The 20,833-nt window shown below is 57.9% G+C and carries 26 protein-coding genes and 1 pseudogene; 17 read left to right on the forward strand and 10 right to left on the reverse strand.

Translation table 11 applies throughout. The features are described 5' to 3' along the window. The 9 genes from J4E53_RS22635 to J4E53_RS22675 all read left to right on the forward strand — a co-directional run. On the forward strand, window positions 1-180 hold a 180-nt coding region (locus J4E53_RS22635), incomplete at its 5' end, for a hypothetical protein (protein WP_207268190.1). Between the two features lie 169 nt (window positions 181-349). Beyond that, on the forward strand, window positions 350-1,681 hold the full coding sequence (locus tag J4E53_RS22640) for an MFS transporter (protein WP_103310960.1): 1,332 nt from the start codon (window positions 350-352) through the stop codon (window positions 1,679-1,681). 102 nt (window positions 1,682-1,783) lie between these two features. After that, entirely contained in the window at window positions 1,784-2,482 is a 699-nt protein-coding gene (locus J4E53_RS22645; protein ID WP_103310962.1) for a fumarylacetoacetate hydrolase family protein, read from the forward strand. Window positions 2,483-2,503: 21 nt separating this feature from the next. Then, a complete protein-coding gene (locus J4E53_RS22650; RefSeq protein WP_103310963.1) occupies window positions 2,504-3,262 on the forward strand; it encodes an SDR family oxidoreductase in 759 nt (252 codons plus the stop codon). Window positions 3,263-3,357: 95 nt separating this feature from the next. Next, window positions 3,358-4,314, forward strand: coding sequence for a 2-hydroxyacid dehydrogenase (locus J4E53_RS22655; RefSeq protein WP_060741318.1), 957 nt, complete (start codon window positions 3,358-3,360; stop codon window positions 4,312-4,314). A gap of 261 nt (window positions 4,315-4,575) precedes the next feature. Next, entirely contained in the window at window positions 4,576-4,908 is a 333-nt protein-coding gene (locus J4E53_RS22660; protein ID WP_060741319.1) for a type II toxin-antitoxin system HigB family toxin, read from the forward strand. After that, window positions 4,905-5,543 carry a type II toxin-antitoxin system HigA family antitoxin gene (locus J4E53_RS22665; RefSeq protein WP_103310965.1) on the forward strand — a complete coding sequence of 213 codons (639 nt, stop codon included), beginning with the start codon at window positions 4,905-4,907 and terminating at the stop codon, window positions 5,541-5,543. Before J4E53_RS22660 ends, J4E53_RS22665 begins: the two co-directional genes overlap by 4 nt. 69 nt (window positions 5,544-5,612) lie before the next feature. Further along, on the forward strand, window positions 5,613-6,383 hold the full coding sequence (locus J4E53_RS22670) for a class I SAM-dependent methyltransferase (RefSeq protein WP_060741321.1): 771 nt from the start codon (window positions 5,613-5,615) through the stop codon (window positions 6,381-6,383). Window positions 6,384-6,444: 61 nt separating this feature from the next. Next, window positions 6,445-6,987 carry a GNAT family N-acetyltransferase gene (locus J4E53_RS22675; protein ID WP_103310967.1) on the forward strand — a complete coding sequence of 181 codons (543 nt, stop codon included), beginning with the start codon at window positions 6,445-6,447 and terminating at the stop codon, window positions 6,985-6,987. Between the two features lie 3 nt (window positions 6,988-6,990). Here J4E53_RS22675 and J4E53_RS22680 read toward each other — a convergent pair whose 3' ends face one another. Then, entirely contained in the window at window positions 6,991-8,046 is a 1,056-nt protein-coding gene (locus J4E53_RS22680) for a S1C family serine protease (protein ID WP_158249667.1), read from the reverse strand. 269 nt (window positions 8,047-8,315) lie between these two features. Here J4E53_RS22680 and J4E53_RS22685 point away from each other — a divergent pair, with 269 nt between their 5' ends. Further along, window positions 8,316-9,476: a PDZ domain-containing protein gene (locus J4E53_RS22685; RefSeq protein WP_060741324.1), complete on the forward strand. Its 1,161-nt coding sequence runs from the start codon at window positions 8,316-8,318 to the stop codon at window positions 9,474-9,476. 81 nt (window positions 9,477-9,557) lie between these two features. On the opposite strand, the gene J4E53_RS22690 is transcribed toward J4E53_RS22685, so the two are convergent. Continuing rightward, window positions 9,558-9,899, reverse strand: a complete 342-nt coding sequence (locus J4E53_RS22690; protein ID WP_103310971.1) for a DUF2834 domain-containing protein — start codon at window positions 9,897-9,899, stop codon at window positions 9,558-9,560. Between the two features lie 117 nt (window positions 9,900-10,016). Between J4E53_RS22690 and J4E53_RS22695 the strand changes: the two genes are divergently transcribed. Genes J4E53_RS22695 through dapF form a run of 3 tightly spaced genes read left to right on the forward strand, consistent with a single transcriptional unit; the run spans window position 10,017 to window position 12,003 of the window. Continuing rightward, window positions 10,017-10,829, forward strand: coding sequence for a helix-turn-helix domain-containing protein (locus tag J4E53_RS22695; protein ID WP_092255953.1), 813 nt, complete (start codon window positions 10,017-10,019; stop codon window positions 10,827-10,829). 14 nt (window positions 10,830-10,843) lie between these two features. Next, window positions 10,844-11,209, forward strand: a complete 366-nt coding sequence (locus J4E53_RS22700; RefSeq protein ID WP_060741326.1) for a VOC family protein — start codon at window positions 10,844-10,846, stop codon at window positions 11,207-11,209. Then, window positions 11,200-12,003, forward strand: coding sequence for a diaminopimelate epimerase (gene dapF / locus J4E53_RS22705; RefSeq protein WP_207268191.1), 804 nt, complete (start codon window positions 11,200-11,202; stop codon window positions 12,001-12,003). The genes J4E53_RS22700 and dapF overlap by 10 nt, the downstream gene beginning before the upstream one ends. A 250-nt stretch (window positions 12,004-12,253) precedes the next feature. Here dapF and J4E53_RS22710 read toward each other — a convergent pair whose 3' ends face one another. Beyond that, entirely contained in the window at window positions 12,254-12,814 is a 561-nt protein-coding gene (locus J4E53_RS22710; RefSeq protein WP_103311080.1) for a nucleotidyltransferase family protein, read from the reverse strand. 74 nt (window positions 12,815-12,888) lie between these two features. Here J4E53_RS22710 and J4E53_RS22715 point away from each other — a divergent pair, with 74 nt between their 5' ends. After that, window positions 12,889-13,704: a suppressor of fused domain protein gene (locus tag J4E53_RS22715; protein ID WP_103311078.1), complete on the forward strand. Its 816-nt coding sequence runs from the start codon at window positions 12,889-12,891 to the stop codon at window positions 13,702-13,704. Between the two features lie 99 nt (window positions 13,705-13,803). Continuing rightward, complete coding sequence (locus tag J4E53_RS22720; RefSeq protein WP_092474861.1) at window positions 13,804-14,427, forward strand: SMI1/KNR4 family protein; 624 nt, start codon at window positions 13,804-13,806, stop codon at window positions 14,425-14,427. A 47-nt stretch (window positions 14,428-14,474) separates the two neighbouring features. On the opposite strand, the gene J4E53_RS22725 is transcribed toward J4E53_RS22720, so the two are convergent. Both J4E53_RS22725 and J4E53_RS22730 read right to left on the reverse strand, forming a co-directional pair. After that, window positions 14,475-15,161, reverse strand: a complete 687-nt coding sequence (locus tag J4E53_RS22725; protein ID WP_103311077.1) for a hypothetical protein — start codon at window positions 15,159-15,161, stop codon at window positions 14,475-14,477. A gap of 47 nt (window positions 15,162-15,208) precedes the next feature. Continuing rightward, window positions 15,209-15,598, reverse strand: a complete 390-nt coding sequence (locus tag J4E53_RS22730; RefSeq protein WP_103311075.1) for a hypothetical protein — start codon at window positions 15,596-15,598, stop codon at window positions 15,209-15,211. Between the two features lie 227 nt (window positions 15,599-15,825). Here J4E53_RS22730 and J4E53_RS22735 point away from each other — a divergent pair, with 227 nt between their 5' ends. Beyond that, entirely contained in the window at window positions 15,826-16,095 is a 270-nt protein-coding gene (locus J4E53_RS22735; protein ID WP_256587273.1) for a hypothetical protein, read from the forward strand. A 100-nt stretch (window positions 16,096-16,195) separates the two neighbouring features. Here the strand turns inward: J4E53_RS22735 and J4E53_RS22740 are convergent. The 4 genes and pseudogenes from J4E53_RS22740 to J4E53_RS22755 form a co-directional block, all read right to left on the reverse strand. Further along, window positions 16,196-16,468, reverse strand: a pseudogene (locus J4E53_RS22740) (transposase); the annotation flags it as partial. Between the two features lie 178 nt (window positions 16,469-16,646). Then, window positions 16,647-17,408 carry a hypothetical protein gene (locus J4E53_RS22745; RefSeq protein ID WP_103311074.1) on the reverse strand — a complete coding sequence of 254 codons (762 nt, stop codon included), beginning with the start codon at window positions 17,406-17,408 and terminating at the stop codon, window positions 16,647-16,649. Window positions 17,409-17,605: 197 nt separating this feature from the next. After that, window positions 17,606-18,661 (reverse strand): alpha/beta fold hydrolase, encoded by a 1,056-nt coding sequence (locus tag J4E53_RS22750; RefSeq protein WP_103311082.1) that lies wholly within the window; start codon window positions 18,659-18,661, stop codon window positions 17,606-17,608. Between the two features lie 100 nt (window positions 18,662-18,761). Further along, window positions 18,762-19,439, reverse strand: a complete 678-nt coding sequence (locus tag J4E53_RS22755) for a phytanoyl-CoA dioxygenase family protein (protein WP_103311072.1) — start codon at window positions 19,437-19,439, stop codon at window positions 18,762-18,764. Between the two features lie 144 nt (window positions 19,440-19,583). Between J4E53_RS22755 and J4E53_RS22760 the strand changes: the two genes are divergently transcribed. Beyond that, entirely contained in the window at window positions 19,584-20,207 is a 624-nt protein-coding gene (locus tag J4E53_RS22760) for a hypothetical protein (protein WP_103311071.1), read from the forward strand. 128 nt (window positions 20,208-20,335) lie between these two features. On the opposite strand, the gene J4E53_RS22765 is transcribed toward J4E53_RS22760, so the two are convergent. Then, window positions 20,336-20,614: a short-chain dehydrogenase gene (locus J4E53_RS22765; protein ID WP_072343936.1), complete on the reverse strand. Its 279-nt coding sequence runs from the start codon at window positions 20,612-20,614 to the stop codon at window positions 20,336-20,338. Between the last annotated feature and the right edge of the window lie 219 nt (window positions 20,615-20,833).

Below are 20,833 nucleotides of genomic sequence, written 5' to 3' on the forward strand. Positions count from 1 at the left end.
TCAGCGATCTTGTTTTTTTGGACAGGTTTCTTGGGCACGGTTTCAACCGGGAAAAATGATCTAACACCTCAGTTGATTTTGAATGGTTGTACGACCACTGTTGGATCACGCAACCCGACCCTCCATCCAAAAACAATCAAAAGGTGCGCACATCATGAGCCTGTTCCTGTTTCACGCTGACCCTCCCGACCGCTCCTGCGACAGATCCTGTTGCAAGGCCTCTCTGAACACCTGACACCGGCTGTTCGCGCCTCTCATTCCTGTAGCGATTGTTCTGCCCCGGCATCGAGGGCATTGATTTCGGCTGCTCGTAAACATTTCGACGCTTCTAACAATAATGAGGTCCACCATGTCGAACTCCCACACCTCCCAAATTGCCAGCGCCCGGGACGCCGTGGTGCCTGAGCGCCTGCCGTCGCGCCGGCGTTGGTTCATGCTGTCGTTGCTGCTGATCGCGACGATCATCAACTACATCGATCGAGTGAATATTTCGATTGCCGCACCCTTCCTTGCCAAGGACCTGGGCCTGGACAAGATCGAAATGGGCCTGATTTTTTCCGCGTTTGCCTGGACCTACGCCATTGCACTGGTACCCGCCGGGTTCATCGCCGATCGCTTCGGTTCCCGGTTCACCTACGGGGTGTCGCTGATCAGTTGGTCGACCGTCACGGTGTGCCAGGGCTTTGCCACGGGCTTCGCTTCGTTGTTCGGTCTGCGCCTGGCCGTCGGTGCGATGGAAGCGCCGGCGTTTCCGGCCAACAGCCGGGCGGTCACGGTGTGGTTCCCGGCGCGCGAGCGGGGTCTCGCCAGCAGTATTTACGTCTGCGGCCAGTACCTGGGCACGGCGCTGTTTACCGGTGCGCTGCTGTGGCTGGCGACTACCTACGACTGGCGCCATGTGTTCTACAGCACCGGTGCGCTCGGCATCGTTTTCGGTGTGGCTTGGCTGTTCCTGTATCGCGACCCGATGAATTGCAAGAAAGTCAGCAAGGAAGAACTCAAGTACATCGAAGCCGGGGGCGGGCTGGTCAAGAGCAGCCAAGAGCGCACCCGGTTCAACTGGCGGCAGATCGCCGAGCTGTTCAGCTATCGGCAGGTCTGGGCGATTTGCATCGGTAAGTTCGCCAGCACCTCGGCGCTGTACTTCTTTCTCACCTGGTTCCCCACGTACCTGATCGAAGAGCGTCAACTGACCATGATCAAGGCCGGGATCTTCGCCGTGCTGCCGTTCGTGGGCGCGACAGTGGGGATCCTGCTCGCCGGGATCGTCTCCGATCTGCTGATACGCCGCGGTTATTCGCTGTCCTTTGCCCGCAAGTTGCCGCTGGTGGTCGGGTCGATGCTGGGCATGTCCATCGTGCTGGTGAATTTCACCGATTCGAACGTGATCTGCATCGCTGTGCTGACGATTGCCTTCTTTGCCCAGGGCATCGCTTCGTCCTCGTGGGCGGCGGTGTCGGAAGTGGCGCCCAAGGAGCTGATCGGGCTGACCGGCGGGATCACCAGCCTGGCGGCCAACATCGGCGGGATTGTCACCCCCATCGTGATTGGCGCGATTGTCCACAAGACCGGCTCATTTGCCTTGGCCTTCTGGTTCATCGGCGGTGTGGCGCTGATTGGCACCTTGTCCTATTCGTTGCTGCTTGGCCGTTTGTATCGCATTGAACTCAAGGTGCGCTGAGCCCGGAAAAAAGCTGTTTTTCTCCAACACGAGGCGGCATTCCTCCAACTTAGCCAGGGATTGCCGCCGTACGCTGACGCTTCCATCAGGACTTTTACCAGGATGAATATGCCCGAGTATGTCTTTACCCCGGACCTGCCAGTGACCCTGCCGGTTGTCGGCACTCCGCAGCGTTTTCCCGTCGGCCGGGTCTTTTGCGTCGGTCGCAACTACCCTTGGCCCGATACCCAGGGTGAATCCCGAGTCCCACCCGTGTTTTTCATGAAACCTGCCAGTTGCGTGGTGGAGGCGACCGGCGACGTGACGTTTCCATCGGTGACTGAGGAGTTCGCTCACGAAATCGAATTGGTCGTGGCCATCGGGGAGGGCGGCGCCAACATCCCTGAGAGCCAGGCGCTGGCCTATGTGTGGGGCTACGCGGCAGGTTTGGATCTGACCCGGCGTGATGTCCAGCGCCTGGCCAAGGGCAACGGTTTGCCGTGGGAGGGTGCCAAGGTGTTTGACGGCGCCGCGCCGATGACGGCCATCGTGCCGGTGTCGCGGGCGGGGCACCCCGAAGGCGAGTTGTGGCTGAACGTAAACGGTCAAGAGCGCCAGCGCGACAGCCTCGACAGCCAGATCTGGTCGGTCAGTGAAGTGATCGCCCGCATTTCCCAATCGGTAGCGCTGCGGGCTGGCGACCTGATCATGACCGGCAGCCCGGCAGGCGTCGATGTGCTGCAGCCGGGGGATGTCATCACGGCCGGCATCGATGGCATCGGCGAACTGGAAATGCGCGTCGGTCCGCGTTCATCTGACTGAATTCGAGAAGGGAGAATCCACATGTCCAACACATTGAAAGTGGCTCTGGTGACTGGCGCCGGCAGCGGGATTGGCCGCGCGGTGGCCCTGGGCCTGATGGCAGACGGCTACACGCTGGTGCTGGCCGGGCGCCGCCCCGAGCCCTTGCAGACATTGGTCGAGTTGGCGGCCTGCGAGGGGCGCGAAGCCCTGGCGGTGCCCACCGATGTGCGCGATCCGGCCAGTGTCGATGCACTGTTTGCCGCCATCGCCGAGGCCTACGGACGCCTGGACGTCGTGTTCAACAACGCCGGCGTCAATGCGCCTGCCGTGCCGCTGGATGAACTCACGTTCGAGCAGTGGCGAAACGTGATCGACACCAACCTCAACGGCGTTTTCCTGTGCGCCCGTGGTGCCTTCGGCCTGATGCGCCGGCAACAGCCCCAGGGTGGGCGGATCATCAACAACGGTTCGATTTCGGCCCACACCCCGCGGCCATTCAGCAGCGCCTACACCGCCAGTAAACACGCGGTGCTGGGGCTGACCAAATCCCTGGCCCTGGACGGACGCGAATACAACATCGCCTGCAGCCAGATCGACATCGGCAACGCCCTCACCGAAATGTCCGTGCGCATGACCAAGGGCGTGCGTCAGGCCAACGGCAGCATCGCGGTGGAGCCGATGGTGGACGTCAAGCATGTGGCCGACGCGGTGCGCTACATCGCAGGCCTGCCGTTGTCGGCCAACGTCTTGAACATGACCGTCATGGCCACGGCCATGCCGTTTGCCGGTCGCGGTTGAGCCTGGGCGCTGTTCATTTTTGAGGGTGTGCATGCGTGGCGAGCACACCTGATTACGCTTGAATCAGTTTTTTCCTATTCCGTTACGAGGTCTACATGAAGCCAGAAGTCTTGCAGCTCAGCCCGATCCTGATCCCTGAAATCAATACCCGGCTCAACGAGCTGTTCACGGTACGGCGCTATTTCGAACAGGCTGACAAACAAGCCTATCTACAAGAACACGGCGCCAACATTCGCGGTGTGATCACTGGTGGGCATACGGGCATCAGCCAGGCGCTCATGGCGCAACTGCCCCAACTGGAAGTGGTGGCGGTCAACGGCGTGGGCACCGATGCGGTGGACCTGGCCTACGCCAGGGATCGTGGAATCCGCGTGACCGCCACCATCGGCGCGCTGACCGAAGATGTCGCCGACCTGGCGATCGGCCTATTGATTGCCGTGTGCCGAGGGCTGTGCACCGGTGACCGCTACGTGCGCTCCGGCCAATGGCCCCAGAGCCCGACGCCACTGGCTCCGTTGCCATTGGCCCGGCAGGTGTCCGGCATGCGCATCGGCATCGTCGGCATGGGCCGGGTCGGTCGCGCCGTGGCAACCCGCGCCGCGGCGTTCGGTTGTCCGATCAGCTATACCGATCTGCAACCAATGAGCGACGTGAACCACACCTTCGTCGCCGACCTCAAGCAACTGGCTCGCGACAGCGATGCCCTGATCCTCGCGGCGGCCGCCGACAAGGCTGAAGCCATCATCGATGCCGAGGTGCTGCGCGCCTTGGGCCAGGGCGGTTACCTGATCAACGTGGCCCGCGGCAAACTGGTCAACGAGCCCGACCTGGTGGCGGCGCTGACCGCCGGGGAAATCGCCGGTGCGGCGCTGGATGTGTTTGTCGATGAGCCGCACGTGCCCGAGGCGTTGTTTGGCAATGAGCAGGTGGTGCTGCAACCACACCGGGCGAGTGCGACGTTGCAGACCCGCACGCGGATGGGGGAGATGGTGGTGGCGAGTCTGGTGGACAGTTTTGCCGGGAAGGTGCCGCAGGGGTGTGTGACGGGGTGAGGTGTGGAGCTTCAAGGCGGTTGCGAGATGGTCAAGTTGAGTGAACTTGCTGTGTTGAGGCGCAAGCGGAGCTAAGGTCCCGGGTGGTGTGATGGTCTGGGTTCATGATTTTGTCTCCGGATGTGTAGGTGATCACCCATTTGGCCCAATGCTGCCGGCCAAATCGCCTACTTGCCACAGTATGAGTCCCGCTGCCGCCAACACATCGCAGTTGTTAAAAAACACAACCAGAGTGCCATTGGCTCAAAGACAAGGAAGCCTATGGATATACTCACGCCATCACGTTTTGACGACGCTGCAATTTTGTACCCGAACGACAAGGCTGGACTTGATCGTTGCCTGCGCATTTTGAAGATGGCTCGCCCCAAGGCGTTCGCGGACCTGCAAAAGCTTTTCGGTACGCACGGTGTCGATTTGTTCAAGCCCCGAGCCGCAATGAATTGGGTTGTGATCGACGTAGGCGCAAATAATCTCAGGGTGATAGCGGGGGTCAACTACACCCGGCAGAAGTTCTACGTCAAACACATCTACACGCATGCTGATTACGACGTGGCCAACGCCTGGTATGCAAGAAACAAAGGGGTAAAACGATGAGCGCAGACCGGAACGATTTCCAGACCGTGATCGCAACGCTTGGTGAGTTGCATGCGGTGCTAGAGCGCTTGCGCGGCGAGTTTGTGCATGGCATCGAGACCCACGCCGACTATGAGCGTGCGACTGACTTGCTCGATGAACTCACCGATGGGCGCGAACTGAGCAAGACCGAGGAGAAAATTCTCGTTGAACTCGAGGATGAAATCCTGGCCTACCAGCGCGACTCCGACCAGTTTCGCCAATCGAATGCCGCTTTTGAGGCGACCTGCATCCCTGTGCAACTGATCAGGGATTTGATGGAGGCGCTCGGACTCACCGGTTCAGAGCTCCCTGAAATAGGTGATAAAACAGCGGTGTCCAAGGTGCTCAGTGGGGATCGGCCCATCAGTCACAAGATGGCGTACGCACTGGCAGAGCGCTTTGCGATGGAGCCGAGTGCTTTCTTGCCGCCAGCCTCGGCAAAGGCGACGCCTATCCAAACCGTTCGCCCTCCCGCCAAGAAAACCTCAGCTCATTACCGCTTTCGTAGCGACCCTTTGACCGCACATTCGGTTAAAGAGGCTCGTACCGGTGCATACAAAGTGGTGGTTTCGAAAGGCCGCAGAAAGACAGTTGAAGATCCGGAAAACGGCTAGGCAATAATTCTCCCCTTCCATCCAGGGGCAGCCCAGCTAATGCAACATTCACAATGAGGATCGTGGCTCATGGCAAACATTCAAAAGGCCGCCCAGATTGGATTCTCATCGCAAGCCCACACCTATGCCAAGGGGCGCCCGAACTACCCAAGTGAACTGAGTGCCTGGCTTGAACAAGAATTGGATCTTCTTCCGGGATCGGCAGTTATCGATCTAGGGGCCGGCACAGGAAAATTCACTCGATTGTTGAAGTCCATGGCGCTCGATGTCATTGCAGTCGAACCGGTTGAGGCCATGCGTGCCGAGTTTGCCCAAAGCCTGCCGGACGTCAGGATTGTGGAGGGGACGGCAGACAGTATCCCGTTCGAATCTGGAATGGCACAAGCAGTGGTGTGTGCCCAAGCCTTCCACTGGTTTGCAAATGAAAAAGCGCTTGCCGAGATTTACCGAGTGCTCAGGGCGAATGGCCGATTGGGCCTGATCTGGAACGTACGTGATGAGTCGGAGGACTGGGTGGCTGCTATCACTGATATCATCACTCCATACGAAGGCGATACTCCGCGTTTTCATACCGGGTCGTGGCAGTTACCCTTCACAGGAAACTACTTTTCGACTCCTGAATTGACCTGCTTTCGATACACACATTCAGGAAGCGCCAGGGAAGTCATCATGGACCGCTTCCTGTCGGTGAGTTTCATCGCCGCCTTGCCTGCCGCCGAAAAGGCCAAGGTGAGTGATCAGTTGCAGCATCTTATCGACACGCATCCCTCCTTGAGGGGGCGTGAAACTATTGATTTCCCTTATCAAACCCAAGCCTATCTGTGTCGCCGTCTGGATTGAGGACAACGCTGGAGTGGGTTGTTTTTCAAGGACACCATGATGTTTGAAAAGGACTTTCATGATGCAAACCATCCCCACATTCCAAACCCGCCGTCTGATCCTCACACCCCTTGAGCTGACGGACGCACCGGTGATTCAACGGTTGTTCCCACACTGGGAAGTGGTCCGTTACCTGGACAGTCGCGTGCCCTGGCCTTACCCGGATGACGGTGCGCTGACATACGTACGCGACCACGCGCTCCCCGCTGTCGCCGCCGGATGCGAGTGGCACTGGATGATCCGGATGGCCGACGATCCGCCACAGAGCATCGGCAGCATCAGCCTGTACGACCAGCCTGGCAACAACCGGGGTTTCTGGCTGGCGCCGCAATGGCAGGGAAAAGGCTACATGCGCGAAGCGTGCGAGGCGATCAACGCCCATTGGTTTGAAACCCTGGGCCGCCCCGTCATGCAAGTGCCCAAGGCGGTGGGCAACCTGGCTTCACGTAAAGTTTCGGAACATGAAGGCATGCGCATGATTGCGACGCAGCAGGGGGACTTCGTTTGTGGGACGTTACCTAAGGAAATCTGGGAAATGACGCGGGAAGATTGGCTTGAGAGATAGCCATTATTGACCCGCCAAAGGACGCCACGCGGTGGTCTGCAGATGAGGCCACTGTTTGAGCAGTAGACCGCGGGTTGTTTCTACGCCCTGCAAGGTTTCAGTGCAATTGACCATCGCGGTAAAGCTGCGAGTGGTCAGCATGAAGCTCTCCGACCCTAGCGCCTGGCACTGCTCGCTGGCGCCGATGGGTTGGCAGAACATCGGTTGCATTTTCACATCGTAGCCTTGGGCCCGAGTGAATGCCTGGAACTCCGGCATGGCAAGACGAGCCGGTGTGCCGCTCAGTGCCGGGCCTTGCCAGACGGGAGTGATAAGGCCCCTTGACGGATAGTCGCTCAGCCCCTGGACTTGCCTGGCCTCGAACAGGGCAAAACAGAACGAAGTATTTGTCGCGCTATTGCTCGCTGGCGATGTCACGGGGGCGGCCAGGGGGAGGCTCGGCGTCGGCGCGACGACTGCCGCAGGCGCAGAGGCTACCGAGGGCGCCATGCCCGATGAGTCGCCTACTTCCACCAGCACATCGATGGGAGCCCGATAACGCCACACTTTCAGCGGCGCCGCGAAACCAGGTCGAATACGGCTGGCGACAGCGGTCAGCTCGGCTGGGCTATTGACCGAAGTCCCGGCAATTTGCAAAACGATATCGCCGGCCAACATGCCTGCCTTTTCAGCGCCACTTCCGGGTACGGGTCCCAAGACCAAGACGCCACTGACAGCGGCTAAGCCGAATTGCCGAGCCACCGTCGGTGTAACAGGGGTGATGTGCAGGCCCAAGGACCCCGACTGATTGGACACGGGAACGGGCATTGCCGCCGGCGTCACGGATGTCGGGGCCACCGCAGCCGCGCTGGGCACAGGAGCGCTGCCGGCTGAACAGTCGCGTTGTGTGGCGACCTGTTGGATCACGAGGTTAACGGGGTCGGCGGCCATGTTGGGGTATTGTTCCCAACCCCGTTTGGTTGCCAGGAACGTCTCACAATCCATGGCGTAGTAGGTCGCCGGGTCTCTGACCTTGCGCAGGTATTCCGCTGTTTCGGCTCGCTCGGCGGCGCTGTACATGGGGTTGACGCAAGACGCCAGGAGCGGGGAGAGCACCAGTATTGCGGTAAGGCATTTTGTCGACATGGGCTTCTCTGGGGTCGTGGCGTTCAGGCGGGTCCAGGCAAGGTACTATTTGGCCATCATCCTGTCCAACCTCAAACCAAGCACTTCGTTGCCGTGGTGATTGAGACGGGCGGCATCCGGGCGAACGTGCATTCGATATACAACTTAAAGGCACTTTGCCATGATGCGCCACGATCCATTCGAATCCATCACCGAGAAGCGAAATGTCTGCTCCTGCCTTCAAATCAAGCACCAGGCTCGCCGTTGTACTTTCGCTCACTGCCTTGGCTGGCTGTGCCTCTGATGGCGGCCTCGGTGAGGCGGCGGTAGTCGGTGCGATGCTGCTTCCCATGGGGGGAGTGGACACCAGCGTAATGACCAGTGCCGTAGGCCTGGCGGCCGGCGCCTATGTGGTCTCCTCGGTCGCGACAGCGGACTCTGCCAGCGTCTCTCCCGCAACCTCCACCATTGCCGCGCCCCAAGGCCTGCCGCCCATTGACCTGCAAAAACTGGTGACCCGGGAAACGCCCGACCGGTATCGCTCCAAGTCCTGTGAGTACATCGAAATGTCCCTCAGCGAAGTGCCGATGTACCAGGCGAGCGCCGAGCCGATCATGAAGCAGGTCGCCACGGCTCGAAAAGAAGCGGCCAGCCAGGTATGGCTGGAAAAAGCTTGCCAGCCCGCCAATTTACCTCGTGGCCGGATCGGCGCCAGCATCGACACCATCGATCCGAAGCGGGCCATGGCCCTGTCAGCTCCCCCAGCTGGGGTTGTGGTGTTGTCAACCGTTCCGGGGAGCGGTGCGCAACAGGCCGGGATCTTGCCTCAAGACGTGATCGTGGCAGTGGATAACGGGCTTATCGCCGATTCAATCGATTTCAGGGTGGCCGTTGCAAAAGCGCCAATTGGCTCGCGGGTGAACCTGAAGGTATGGCGAAACAACGCGTTCAGCATCGTGCCGGTTCTGGTCGGGCCCGGCGGAACTCAAGTATCGATGACGCCGACGGTGATGGCGAACGGCGTAGCTGCTGCGGTTCCGGCCGATGCACTGTATTGCACTGCCGTACTGTCCACCCAGCACACTTACGGCGCTAGCGTCAGCCCGGTCAAGTTGATCGCCGGAGCCGCGAGCGACATGCAGCCCTCGCTCAAAAACTACATCGCCAAGGTGAAGCAGGAACAACCTGGCGTTTGGGGGGATTTCAAACTTAACAGCGCTGTTTGTGCGCCGGGTGCGGTGATGTGCATGGCCGAGGCCAAGGGGCCGACCGGCAAGACCCAGAACGCCTTCGAGTTCTGCCACGCGACGCAAGCCAAGGCGGATGCTGAGCTGGCCCAGATGCGCCAGGGCGATCCGAAAGCAGTGATTGTTGATTGGCCTTGAGCTGCAATCGTCTTCTGCGGTTATGATCCCGCGGTTTGAAGTGCTGGCGTGCCTGGAGGCATGCGCATGATGGGGGACGCTTTAAGGAGCTGGGTAATCGGGAATACCTGTCTCCGGCGACTGGCGTCCAAATCCGTTAACGACGATGTACAACAGTGGACCGATTGATACGAAGATGGCCGTGATCAGGAAGTAAGGCAGCAGCGATGTGAGCGACTTGCCTTTAGAACGTGTGTCCCGGTACATCCAGATGCACGCCATGCAAGCGAGTAGGTAAAGGTCGATGACGACCTGTGCGGTGTCTGGGCGAGACATGAGCCCGATGCCGAACGCCAGGAGCGATTGCTCGGCGAGAAACAAAGTAATCGCTGTGTACACGGAAAAAAGCAGCAGCGTGACAAGTGCGATGTAAGGTTTCTTCACTTTGCCTCCTTGGACAAGTTCATTGATCAGTGGAGATAGGCTAGTGATTTGACCGTCATGGTTTCAATGACCTCAGAGGTCATCGACGCCGCTCACCCGCAATGCCAGAGTCAACGGATGACCAGTCGACCTTTTTCTCGAACGACGCCGCCAACCTCGGCCGGTGCTCAACTGCGTCACTTGCGCCAACAGGCTGGACTGAGTCAGTTGGACTGCGCACTGATCACTGGCATCTCCCAGCGTCACCTTAGTTGCATCGAGACGGGGCGCGCCAAGCCAAGCCCCGGCACTCTGCATAACTTATTGACTGCCCTGGATGTACCTTTGGAGCGATGCAATGACATCTTCCTGGCCAGTGGTTACGCCCCTCGCTACGAAACGACGCCGCTCACGTCGTCGTCAATGGAAGTGGTACGTGATGCCATTGACCATGTACTTCACGCCAATAACCCCGCCCCGGCGATTGTTCTGAATGCTCAATGGGACATCCTTGCCGCGAATGCCAGCGCGGGTGTCTTGTTCGATCTGGTTGGGCTTGCCAGGGAAGCGGCAGAGGGACTCAACCTCTTGGTGACACTGCTGCAACCCGGCGGCTTGGGCGATCGTTTGAGCAACGCCGAGGAAATAAGAGTAGTGGCCTGGCAACGGGCATCTCGGGAAGCCTTGAACAATCCCGCGTTGGCTGAGATTCTGAAGAGCCTGCCGGCCCCACGCAGCGCTGCGGCGCTGGCGAACGAACTGCCTCCGTTGTTGCTGACACGAGTCGACTCTCCCCAGGGTGAGCTGACGTTCATGTCAACGTTCACAACCTTCGGCATGCCGTTCGACATCACCATGAGTTCATTGCGTATCGAGCATCTGATTCCTGCCGACGCCAAGACCTGGGCGGTCATGACCAAGGCATATGGGCAAGCGCAACACTCACAATGATCAAGGAAGAACCCATGCAACCGTCACTCAATCGAATCATGCTGTATGTCCGGGACGTTCAAGCGACCTGCGATTTTTATGAGCGTCACTTCGGTTTTACCAGTGAAAGAAAAGTCGATGACCGCGTCACCGAATTGAGCCCTGCAAACGGTGGCGCGATCCTGATGGTTCACCCTGCGGGGAAGGCCGTTAAAACGGGGCAAGTCACCGTAAAGCTTGTCTTTGATCTCCAGGATGTAGAAGGTTTCAAGGCAAAGTGCCTGGCCCAGGGCCTGAAGTTTGGCGCGACGCACAGGGCGGACGGTTACTCTTTTGCCAACGCCAAAGACCCTGACGGTAATTCCATTTCTATCTCCAGCAGGGCGTTTGCATGCAACTGAGCTTTCACAAGATGCATGCCAATGGCGATGACTTCGTGATTGTCGATTCGCGAAATTCGGCCAGTGCGGTGACGAGTGCCATGGCCCATCGGATGGGGGATCGGAACCGGGGCATAGGCTTCAACCAACTCGCGGTGTTGCTCGATTGCGACGATGCCGACGCGCGGGTGATGTTCTGGAACGCAGATGGTTCTGCACTGGATGTTTGCGGCAGCGCGACACGAGGTGCGGCGGACCTGCTCATGCGCGAAGCACATGTGACTTCGCTGGTGCTGCGCACTAACCGTGGTTTGCTTACTTGCGAACGTACGCCAACCGGCGGCATTTCCGTCGACATGGGCGTGCCGCTTTTCGGCTGGTCGGACATTCCCTTGGCGCAAGAACTGGACACCGCTGCCTTGCGACTTGCTGGCAGTCCAGCCGCCTGCAGCATGGGAAATCCCCACTGCACCTATTTTGTCGATGACCTGGCTGGCGTTGATATCGCGACGATCGGCCCGACCATCGAAACCAACGCGCTGTTCCCGCTCAAGACCAACGTTCATTTTGTCCAGATCATTGATCGCACGCATATTCGGTTGCGCATCTGGGAGCGCGGGGCGGGTATTGCGCTGGGGTCGGGGTCCTGTTCGTGCGGTGCGGTTGTCAATGGGATTCGTCGTGGTTTGTTGGACAGTACCGTCGAGGTTGAATGTGATGGCGGCAGCGTAACGGTGCAATGGGATGGCCTGGGCGCGGTCTTTCTCATCGGGCCGGTGGAGGCGAGTTTTTCGGGGACGATGAGTCAAGGTTGAGTGGATAGGATGAACTCCACAGAACCGTTACCCACCGCCAATCTCCTGTGGGAGCGAGCTTGCTCGCGAAGGCGGCAGCAAGTTACATACATCGCCTTAAAGACCGCACTCCGTGGCGAGGGAGCTTGCTCCCGCTCGGCGGCGTAGCCGTCGTAGACCGGTCGATGCCGTTTGTCTGGAAGAACGTTTTGGGGCGGCTTCGCCACCCAGCGGGAGCAAGCTCCCTCGCCACAGGATTATGGCGGTTGCATCATTTCTCCATGATGCTGAGCCACGGCCAGCGAGCCTGATAACTTTTCGCCTTCTCATCGAACAAGTCCGGCTGGGGATTTCTTGGATTCATGCGAAGAACGCCTTGCTCTATGTCGTCCAGTCCATAGGGCGCATAGACCTCACCGGTATCGACATCCAGCCCAATACACGTACCCGCAATCAAGTAACGATCAATGCCATCCTTGGCCGACTGAAGCTGAGGGTAGGGCTTGCCAAACCGCTGACCGTACCAAAGGTGGACGCGCGCCTGGTTCTTGATCTCGATGTTGACGTCGAGGTCCTGGAAGAGACGCTGGGCGGCGCTGATCACTTCATTCTCGGCCTCCCAGGACAGGTCGGGGTCGAAGTAAAAAACATCGTAATCCTTCACGCCCCAAGCGGGTGGCCGCTGCGACTGATGATTCCAGACGGCTTGGAACAGGCAGCCAGCGGTGAGCATGCATTGATTCAAACCGAGTGAAGGCAAGCGCGCGGTGATTTGTGCGTTGATTGGGTTGGTCATTGCTATGCTCACCAAACTTTCGACCGTCAACGTCATATTCATCCTTTTGAAATCGATCCAAGCGTAGTGACTGAGCCTACATCAACTGCAATTTTCGGATAGGAACGCCCATGAATTTCTTCAAGAAGCTCTTCGGTTCATCGAAAACCCCTGAAACCCAAAACGACCAGCCTGCGCCGCAGTCCCACGAGCCTGGCGACCTGACCGAGGCTGAAGCAGCCAATCTGGCCGTCCGGGAAGCCGGCGCAGCGTGCCTGGATCGTCATTGGAGCGCTGTCGGTACGGTCGAGCAGGATGTTCTTTCCTACCTGATCAGTCCGACTTTTTCCGGCGGCCCGTACTGGCCTTCGACCCGCCAGGCCTACCGCGTGGTTCGCCGGGGCGACGCGATCATTCTCGCCACCGAAGGCCTGTCCGATCCATTCGATGATACGGAAGGAATGGGCAACGGCTTCGAAATGGAATTGTTCGTCGAAACTGCGGATATCCCCGAGCACGCTTATGGCCCGGCGGGAGAGGTCGACCCTTTCAAACGCAGCTGGGCATTCGAGCTGGTGGAACACGTCGCCAAAACGGTGGCCGACGCGGGCGGCATCACCCACCAACTCGACCAGCACGGGGCGCTATCCCTTGAACTTCCCGGGCTGAGCCAATCGCACCACATGAGCGATCAACTGCCCAAACTCTTCGTGACCGATGACGACTCCACCGGCGTTCTGCTCGGCGCCCCGGCGCCGGATTTCCCTACCCAACTGGATGACATGCCCTTGTCCCCGGTCAGGTTGGTGCCGGTGGTATTGATCACGGCTGCGGAACTGGAGTACGTCCGTTCCGGTGGGCGAGCGGCTAGGGAGGATCTGGTGAGCCGGTTGAAGGCGGCGGGCGTTGGGCATATGAGCAGTCTGCATCGGGCGAGTGTGGTGTGAGGCCGGGAGGGGCGGCCTCACACCAACCCGAGTGAACGGTCGCTTTTTTTGTAAGATCGATTGATACCGCGTCCCATCCCATACCCTTTCGAGACATCAATGACTGACTACCGTGGACTCATCCTCGAAGACACCCGTGAAGGCGCCACCGACCTTGCCATCGCGCAACTGGAAGCCAGTCTGGGTGCCCGCTTGCCAGACGACTATCGCCAGTTCCTCAAGACCTGCAACGGCGCCTACGTGGAATACGATGTGCTGGCCACGCTCGCCAATGGCGATGAGGAGTTGCTCAGCTTTTCACTGTACGGGCTGGATCCGGACAAAGAGTATGAATCCAACCCCTTCGAACTGGAGCAACTGCGGGCTCAGCCCGGCTTCCCCGCGACGGGATTGTTGCCGATCGGGCGTGACGGCGGCGCGAGTATCTTGCTGCTGGATTTGCGTGAAGGGCGCCAGGACGTGGCGGCGATGGTGGCGGGCTTACCGGCCTGGACCGGGCGCCGTCAGCAGGGCGATGAGTATGTGGTGCTGGCGGATTCTTTCAATGGTTACTTGGACGCGCTGCATCTATCGCAAGAGCGGATCGAGGAACATATCAATCACTTCATCATCAGCCCTGAAAGTATTGAGGCGACGTTGGAGTGGCTGGATAAGGGAAGTCCGGGGTGGCGGGAGCGGTATCGGGAGTTGTGGAATGCGAGGGTTGTGGATCGACTGATCTGAAGCCTGATCCGATGGCTGAAAGCCGATTTGCCGAATGACGCCAGTCTTCAGTCGAGACGGTCGATGGCGCGTGCAAGATTGGCCCGCGCCTGCTGCTCGAATGCGTCGAAGTACGGTGCAGTCGTATAAATGCGCCCCCGTGCCAGAAAACCTTCAAGGACCTGGCGGCGCTTTTGGCGGTACACAGACAGCGGCACAAACTGGTACTCGCGGCGAATTTGTTGGTCGTATTCCTCGAACCGCTCGAACGATGCCCCAAGAATTGCCAGATCCGTGTCCACCAGCACCGCTTCGTCTGCCGACGCCGGAGCAGCGTCGTGTCGCGTCACCATCACCAGCTCGTAAAGCCTGCGTCGCGTTTCATCGCCCAGGCCGTTATCACGTGCCACATCATCCAACCATTGGGCACTGCGCAGCTCGTTGTCGCTGCGAAGAGGGTCGTAGATCGCATCATGGAACCATAGCGCGAGGTCGACTTCGGCGGGGGCCGGGCAGGCCGCGTTGACGAACCGGCGCACCTGAAGGCATTCCTGCAGATGCTGGAGGGTGTGGTAAGCACGATGCGGCTCGCCGTAGCGTCGAATGAGTGCTTCGTACGTCTCTTGTGACGCACATCCGACGCCAAGCTCCGCCCAGACGCGAGCCCAGGCAGCGAAACCCGTAGCATCAGCCACGTCGAGGTCGCCGTGTGTGCTGGCCGGCAACAGCGCACTCCCTTCTGGCGAGTCCGTCATTGTTTCTCCTGCGCTTCAAAAATGAAAAAGGGCACACCCATTTTGAATTACTGGGCATCGCCCGCTGGCGCCTCGTCGGCATCGTCCGGTGGCGCTCCGTAAGGTACACCAATCTCGACCCGGTCCGCCTTTACCCAACCTGTGTAGTCGTCGCCACTCTTGGCGATGAAGTTCACTTCCAGCCATGATTCGTCTTCAAGGCTGGCGTAAACGGTGAGAGAGTCGCCGGGTATTACGAAAGTCTTTTTATTGGCACAGGCTTCATCCGGCGCTTCGTGAAAATGCAGGCGTCCGGTGCCAATGACCTTGCCTTGCACCGACGGATGAAACTCAGGCACGGTGCCGGAGATCTTTTCCGCCAGGGCAGAACAGTTGACAGCGGCCTGGCTCAGGGTGCTGAAAAGGCATAGGCATAACACGCTTGAACGCAGATACATCTTGGCGAATCCGTTTTGGGGTGGAGGCGTAGGATAGTTAAGTCGGAAACTATTGGGGAAGAGACATACCGTGACGCCTATGAAAAATGGAGCATGAAAAAGTCGGTCTGCCCAAACTACCTGATCATTGACTGGTGAAAATGCCTTTTTTCACGCTGCTACGTGAAATTTAAGTCCGGAAGCCTCCGCCAAAAGTAAAGATTCAATCTGGGGCGCGTGCTTTCCTGATGCGCAAACCATGGCTGATTTTTTCAACAGAATCGGCCAAGCATTTCTCAGTCCAGGTAGCCAATGATAGTGAAGCCCTGCCGGTAATGTACGCATGCGGCTATGCCAAACCACTGGGGTCGAATCTAGAGGTCGCAAGCATTGGAAGCACTGCCAAAGCCCAACGCTGCATGATTGATCACGGATTTGAACCGAAGAATAAACTGACACTGGTTTGCCTGACTTATCCACAAGTAACGGGCTGTTCGTCAACGATCCTGCCGCGTTGACCCAATGGCTTAAGTCACAGGTAAGGCTTGCGGCATCAATGGAGACAATCTATCTGACAGCTCTCGGCCAATGACTAGCCGCCGCGACCGGAAGCCGTCGGCCGATTCGACGGAAGCAGCGATACGCCAGGTTCAAGTGAGCCTCTTCGCACAACCTGCGTTCGGAGCGAATACCGTAGCAGTAACCCACGATCAGCAGGTGAATCATCAGTTCAGGATCAATCGGGCTATAGAAATCGGCGAGGTAATGGCGCAGATCACTCAGATCGAGGCAACGATTGAATGTTGCGCAGCAGGTGACAGGCTGGGATGTAATCTTCAATGTTTACGAGTAAAGCCACCCCTCTTGTCCGCTCGACAATTGTCCCGTCATGCTGCGAATCCTCCAACTGGCCGATGACCCAATTTCGTCGCAGGCCAGACAGGAGGTCTACTTTTTCAACAGAAAAGGCCAGAAGGGGCCATCCAACAGCTAAAAACCATGTTGGGCGCAAAACCCTAACCAAGTTGAATGTAGCTTAATAATCATATTTTATAGACGCCTATCTGGATCAGAGAGATTCAAACGAGTCGATATATTTTGAAACTCTTCTCAAACGTGAGCGCTCATTATGATTAAGCTCAAGCTTGTCTTCCAGATGCTTTTTCTGCTCATCGAAAGCCCAAATAAGATAGTGTCTTAGCCATTCATATTTTTCAGTATTTTCATTTTTATAAAAATTGGTTTTTAGCAAGTTTAGAGCGCCTTCGAACGGTCTGTTGCTCATGGAGGTAGATAAAATTCTACCGTAATTCAAATATGGATAATCCACCACTCCGCCATTATGAGAAACATTCGACAAGTGTGGAAGCCCTGATACCACACACTCGGCAAGCGCACCGGTCATAGAGCCGTAGTACTTCAAGATAAGTGAGCGATCAATAATTATCCTGGGGTATTTTGCTGCAGCTTCAAGAGTGTAGGCATTAATCAAGCCTGCGCCAACAATTATATTGTTGGCCTTATCAACAAAAAGGTCGCCGTGTGAGATTGCTCCTCGAACAGGAATACCTTTGGCGAGCAGTCCCGACTGCAGTAAGCTTGATAATTTCATCAGCTCAAGGAGATTTTCAGATGACTCGTCGCAGTAAATAACAATCGAATCACTTATCAGTAAGAAATCAAAGTTTCGCTTAGTCACTGCGGAGTGGAAGTTGGAGAGGATGAAGCTGTAATAAGTATCTATCGAGGCTGTTGATGAGGCATAGACAAGATTTTTAAAGCCAAGCACATCAATAAATGCAACCAGTCGTTTCTCGTATTTTATATTCAATTTCCAAGCTCATCCCTGAAATTTTTGAGTTTCTACGGGGCACTATTGCAGAGTAATAAATAATGGCATATAGCCATTGGCGATATATCGTACACCTTCTTTTTCTTTTGTATAGGTCTTTAAGGGGCAAAAATTGTATGGGTGCAAAATGGCTGTTCCGGCGTCTCGTCGAACCGCTTCAAGTCAGCACCACTCGATTACAAACGACCTTCTTCATAACCCGATGACTGCGCCAAAAACTCTGCGATCAGCGATGCAACCTGCTGCTGAATCACCCCCCGAGCACGACCCCCATCACCATCGCGACAAATGATCCCATCCCCTGGCACTTCCTCCTCAAGCATTTCCTGCGCACCAGGCTTACACATCGACATGAAGCTGAAATGGCTCGCATCGCTGATCTCGACGTAACGGCTTGACGCTGGGGGCAGGCGCTTGGCCAGGTTGGCAGATTCCAACTCAGCGGGAAGCTCTTGCGACGGTACACCGGCCGCGATCACCAAGGCGGGGACCGGCAGTGCGGCCAGGCTTTTATCGGTCAGACCCCGCGAAAGGCCCAGGTCCAATGTCACCACCGCAGTAACACGTTTATCGCGCCAATCGGCGGCCAGTTCGGTCTTTGCTTCTGAGGTGCTGGCGGGGTTCATCTGTTCGTAAACCGTGCAGCTGGATAACTGCGAATGGGCTTTGCAGTCCTGGGTGAAGCGCTCTGGGTCGAAGCGAGCGCCGGCGATCTCCAGGGCGGTCCAGCCGCCGAGGGAATGGCCCACGGCTGCAATTCGATCATTGGCGACCTGGCCAAATTTTTCAGGGTGAGTCGTGACCGCATCGATGGCCCGGCGCAGGTCGACAGGGCGCTGCCATAACTGCGCCGCTGCTTGGGGGCTACGGTCATGGGTGGTGCTGCCGGGGTGGTTGATGGCGGCGACGATGTAACCCTTCTGGGCCAAGGCGCTGGCCAACCAAATCTGGTTGCTCCAGTTACCCCTGTAGCCGTGGGAGAGCACCACCAATGGATGTTCGCCCGCAGTTGGCGGCGCGTTACGCACGGCGGACGCGCCGACAAACACCGCATTATCGGCGATCAGTTGCGGGGCCGTGGTGGTTGCGCTCGGGTACCAGACCACCATCTCCAGTGCGCGGCCATTGTGTGGATCCGGCAGGTTGGAAGATTGAAAACCGATGGGGGCTTCGTCAGCCAATGCGGTCGTTGTCAGGCAGGCCAACAACAGGGCGCCGAAAGCTGTTTTCAATGTCGTTTCTTCCTTGATCAGACGAATGGGGTTCTCAAAAAGCCCGGGCATTAAAGCTCAGATTCGAACCGTTGCGCACAACTTTCATCGACCCAAAAAACTAGCCCTCGAAAGTAAACGCCGAGGGGGCGAATCGATCGCGGGTGTCCATGCGAATATTGCGCAGCGCCACGGTTTCCAGGTGTGACGCGTAGAGCGATTCCGCGAAATAGCTGATCAGGATGGAGCGACGGCGTGCGCCGATCGCGTTCAGGCTGCCCGCGTGCACCAGGTCCACATCGAACACCAGGATGTCACCGGCACTGCCTGAAAGCTGTACAGCGCGTGACTCGTCATTGAAGTCGAAGGGTGGGGCGCCCGGCTCGGGGCGATGGCTGCCGGGGACGATCCGTGTCGCGCCGTTCTCGGGGCCGTAATCGTCGAAGAATGCCAGGGCGATGGCGATGTCGCCTGGTCGTTGGGCCGACAGATCGCGGTGCAGTGGTTGCTGGCCGCCACCGGCAAGGGGTTCGCGGCCTTCCACTTGGGAGAGGAAGAATTGTTCGCCGATCAACTCACCTGCCACCGCCAGTAGCTGGGGTAGACGACACACGGCTTGAATCCTCGAATCATCGTCCAGCATCGAATAGCGCCAGTCCATGCCACGGGGCACTGGCCATTGATCCGACGGTCGCACGCCTGCATCGAACACGCTACGCAAGTCAGCCAGCCACTCGTTCGGGATCGCTCGACGGAGCAGAATGTAGCCGTCTTGGTGGAGTTGTTTGCGGTCAGCCATGGTTCGTCCTTGTGCGGGCATTTGGAAGGCTAGTCTGTAAACCAAAGTGGGACCACCGGACACTGGAAAACGGAGGCGACAGAGACAATCCCGGAATGTTTTGCAATTATCATCCAACCACCATCCAAGAAAAGGACTTCACCGATGAAGCGTTTGCTCGCCTGCACCCTCCTGACACTGGCCATCGTCGGTTACGCCAAGGCCGACCAGAGCACCTTCGAAGAAACGAACTCGTGCTCGGAAGACATCGATTGCCAAGGCGATTTCATCTGCAAAAACGGCCAATGCGACAGCCCTCAACTCCAGCGAAGCCCTGTTGCAAAAACCACCGCCAAGACTCAAGCCGCACCTCCCGCGCCGCCGGGCGTTGCCTATCAACCGCTGCCCGTCAATACCGAGCGTGCCGGACCTTTCACGACTCAGACTGAGGCGATGGCAACTGCGCTGAATTATCAATCGCGGGCGGGTGTGATGAACGTCATGGAATCCATTGTCGAGCAGGCCGAGTACACCGGTTATGTGACGATTGAAAAGGCTTACACGTTTGGCCCGAGCAAGTATGTGCTGGTGGTTTCCACGGGCGAGGGCGGCAATGCTTGCCCTGCGTCCACTTATGTATTCAGTTTCGACACCCAGGCCGAGCGGGTTGATGGCAAGCGTGAAGTGGAGGGATGTTCTGAGTTGGTCGAGGCCATGGCGGAAGGGAACAAGCTCATGGTCAAGAAGGAGGGCGGTGTGACTGTTGTTTATAACGGGATTGTCGAGTAGTTCAGGTCGACGATGCATCCGTGGCGAGGGCGCTTGCTCCCGCTTGAGTGCGAAGCGCTCATGAAATGGGGCCGCTGCGCAGCCCAGCGGGAGCAAGCTCCCTCGCCACAGGTTGTCGGCGGACAGGCTTATAGCGGGGAGCCTGCCGGTGCCGCATCCAATCGTCGTGCAATCACATCCATCACGTCACACCCATCACGTAGCGGGATGCAGCAAAGCTGTGCCAGATCTTGCAAGGTCGCGGGATCGATGGTCAGTTCATCACGCATCGCCAGGTTCTCCAGGAATTGGGTCGCGGCACGGATTCGGTAGGCAGCTGAGTCGAGCAGGATGTGTAGCGGGGCGGTGGTATCGACGTAGAGGGGTTGGTCGTCGGCGTTGCTGGTCAGGCCCATGTATTGGTTCATAAGTAAGCTCCACTGGATAGTTTTGCCCACTGCGGGTCGCCAAACCCGGCCACCATTTGGGCGACGCCAAGACTATAGTCGCCGCCGTAAAAAATACGCAAGGGATTGATAGCGAAGGGGATTCCCAATCATATGTAGGACGTTGCCATCGTCGTAAGCATCCGAGCTGTATGTCTTACAACTTGGCAGTCTCTTCACCTACATCAAGCCCATTCCCAA

The sequence above is a fragment of the Pseudomonas sp. FW305-28 genome (assembly GCF_017351395.1).
Taxonomy (GTDB): domain Bacteria; phylum Pseudomonadota; class Gammaproteobacteria; order Pseudomonadales; family Pseudomonadaceae; genus Aquipseudomonas; species Aquipseudomonas fluorescens_AA.

Coding starts and splice junctions, on each gene's coding strand:
- J4E53_RS22640 (WP_103310960.1), top strand. CDS start 350: ATGTCGAACTCCCACACCTCCCAAATTGCCAGCGCCCGGGACGCCGTG.
- J4E53_RS22645 (WP_103310962.1), top strand. CDS start 1,784: ATGAATATGCCCGAGTATGTCTTTACCCCGGACCTGCCAGTGACCCTG.
- J4E53_RS22650 (WP_103310963.1), top strand. CDS start 2,504: ATGTCCAACACATTGAAAGTGGCTCTGGTGACTGGCGCCGGCAGCGGG.
- J4E53_RS22655 (WP_060741318.1), top strand. CDS start 3,358: ATGAAGCCAGAAGTCTTGCAGCTCAGCCCGATCCTGATCCCTGAAATC.
- J4E53_RS22660 (WP_060741319.1), top strand. CDS start 4,576: ATGGATATACTCACGCCATCACGTTTTGACGACGCTGCAATTTTGTAC.
- J4E53_RS22665 (WP_103310965.1), top strand. CDS start 4,905: ATGAGCGCAGACCGGAACGATTTCCAGACCGTGATCGCAACGCTTGGT.
- J4E53_RS22670 (WP_060741321.1), top strand. CDS start 5,613: ATGGCAAACATTCAAAAGGCCGCCCAGATTGGATTCTCATCGCAAGCC.
- J4E53_RS22675 (WP_103310967.1), top strand. CDS start 6,445: ATGCAAACCATCCCCACATTCCAAACCCGCCGTCTGATCCTCACACCC.
- J4E53_RS22680 (WP_158249667.1), bottom strand. CDS start 8,046: ATGTACAGCGCCGCCGAGCGAGCCGAAACAGCGGAATACCTGCGCAAG.
- J4E53_RS22685 (WP_060741324.1), top strand. CDS start 8,316: ATGTCTGCTCCTGCCTTCAAATCAAGCACCAGGCTCGCCGTTGTACTT.
- J4E53_RS22695 (WP_092255953.1), top strand. CDS start 10,017: ATGACCAGTCGACCTTTTTCTCGAACGACGCCGCCAACCTCGGCCGGT.
- J4E53_RS22700 (WP_060741326.1), top strand. CDS start 10,844: ATGCAACCGTCACTCAATCGAATCATGCTGTATGTCCGGGACGTTCAA.
- dapF (WP_207268191.1), top strand. CDS start 11,200: ATGCAACTGAGCTTTCACAAGATGCATGCCAATGGCGATGACTTCGTG.
- J4E53_RS22710 (WP_103311080.1), bottom strand. CDS start 12,814: ATGACGTTGACGGTCGAAAGTTTGGTGAGCATAGCAATGACCAACCCA.
- J4E53_RS22715 (WP_103311078.1), top strand. CDS start 12,889: ATGAATTTCTTCAAGAAGCTCTTCGGTTCATCGAAAACCCCTGAAACC.
- J4E53_RS22720 (WP_092474861.1), top strand. CDS start 13,804: ATGACTGACTACCGTGGACTCATCCTCGAAGACACCCGTGAAGGCGCC.
- J4E53_RS22725 (WP_103311077.1), bottom strand. CDS start 15,161: ATGACGGACTCGCCAGAAGGGAGTGCGCTGTTGCCGGCCAGCACACAC.
- J4E53_RS22730 (WP_103311075.1), bottom strand. CDS start 15,598: ATGTATCTGCGTTCAAGCGTGTTATGCCTATGCCTTTTCAGCACCCTG.
- J4E53_RS22735 (WP_256587273.1), top strand. CDS start 15,826: ATGCGCAAACCATGGCTGATTTTTTCAACAGAATCGGCCAAGCATTTC.
- J4E53_RS22755 (WP_103311072.1), bottom strand. CDS start 19,439: ATGGCTGACCGCAAACAACTCCACCAAGACGGCTACATTCTGCTCCGT.
- J4E53_RS22760 (WP_103311071.1), top strand. CDS start 19,584: ATGAAGCGTTTGCTCGCCTGCACCCTCCTGACACTGGCCATCGTCGGT.
- J4E53_RS22765 (WP_072343936.1), bottom strand. CDS start 20,614: ATGAACCAATACATGGGCCTGACCAGCAACGCCGACGACCAACCCCTC.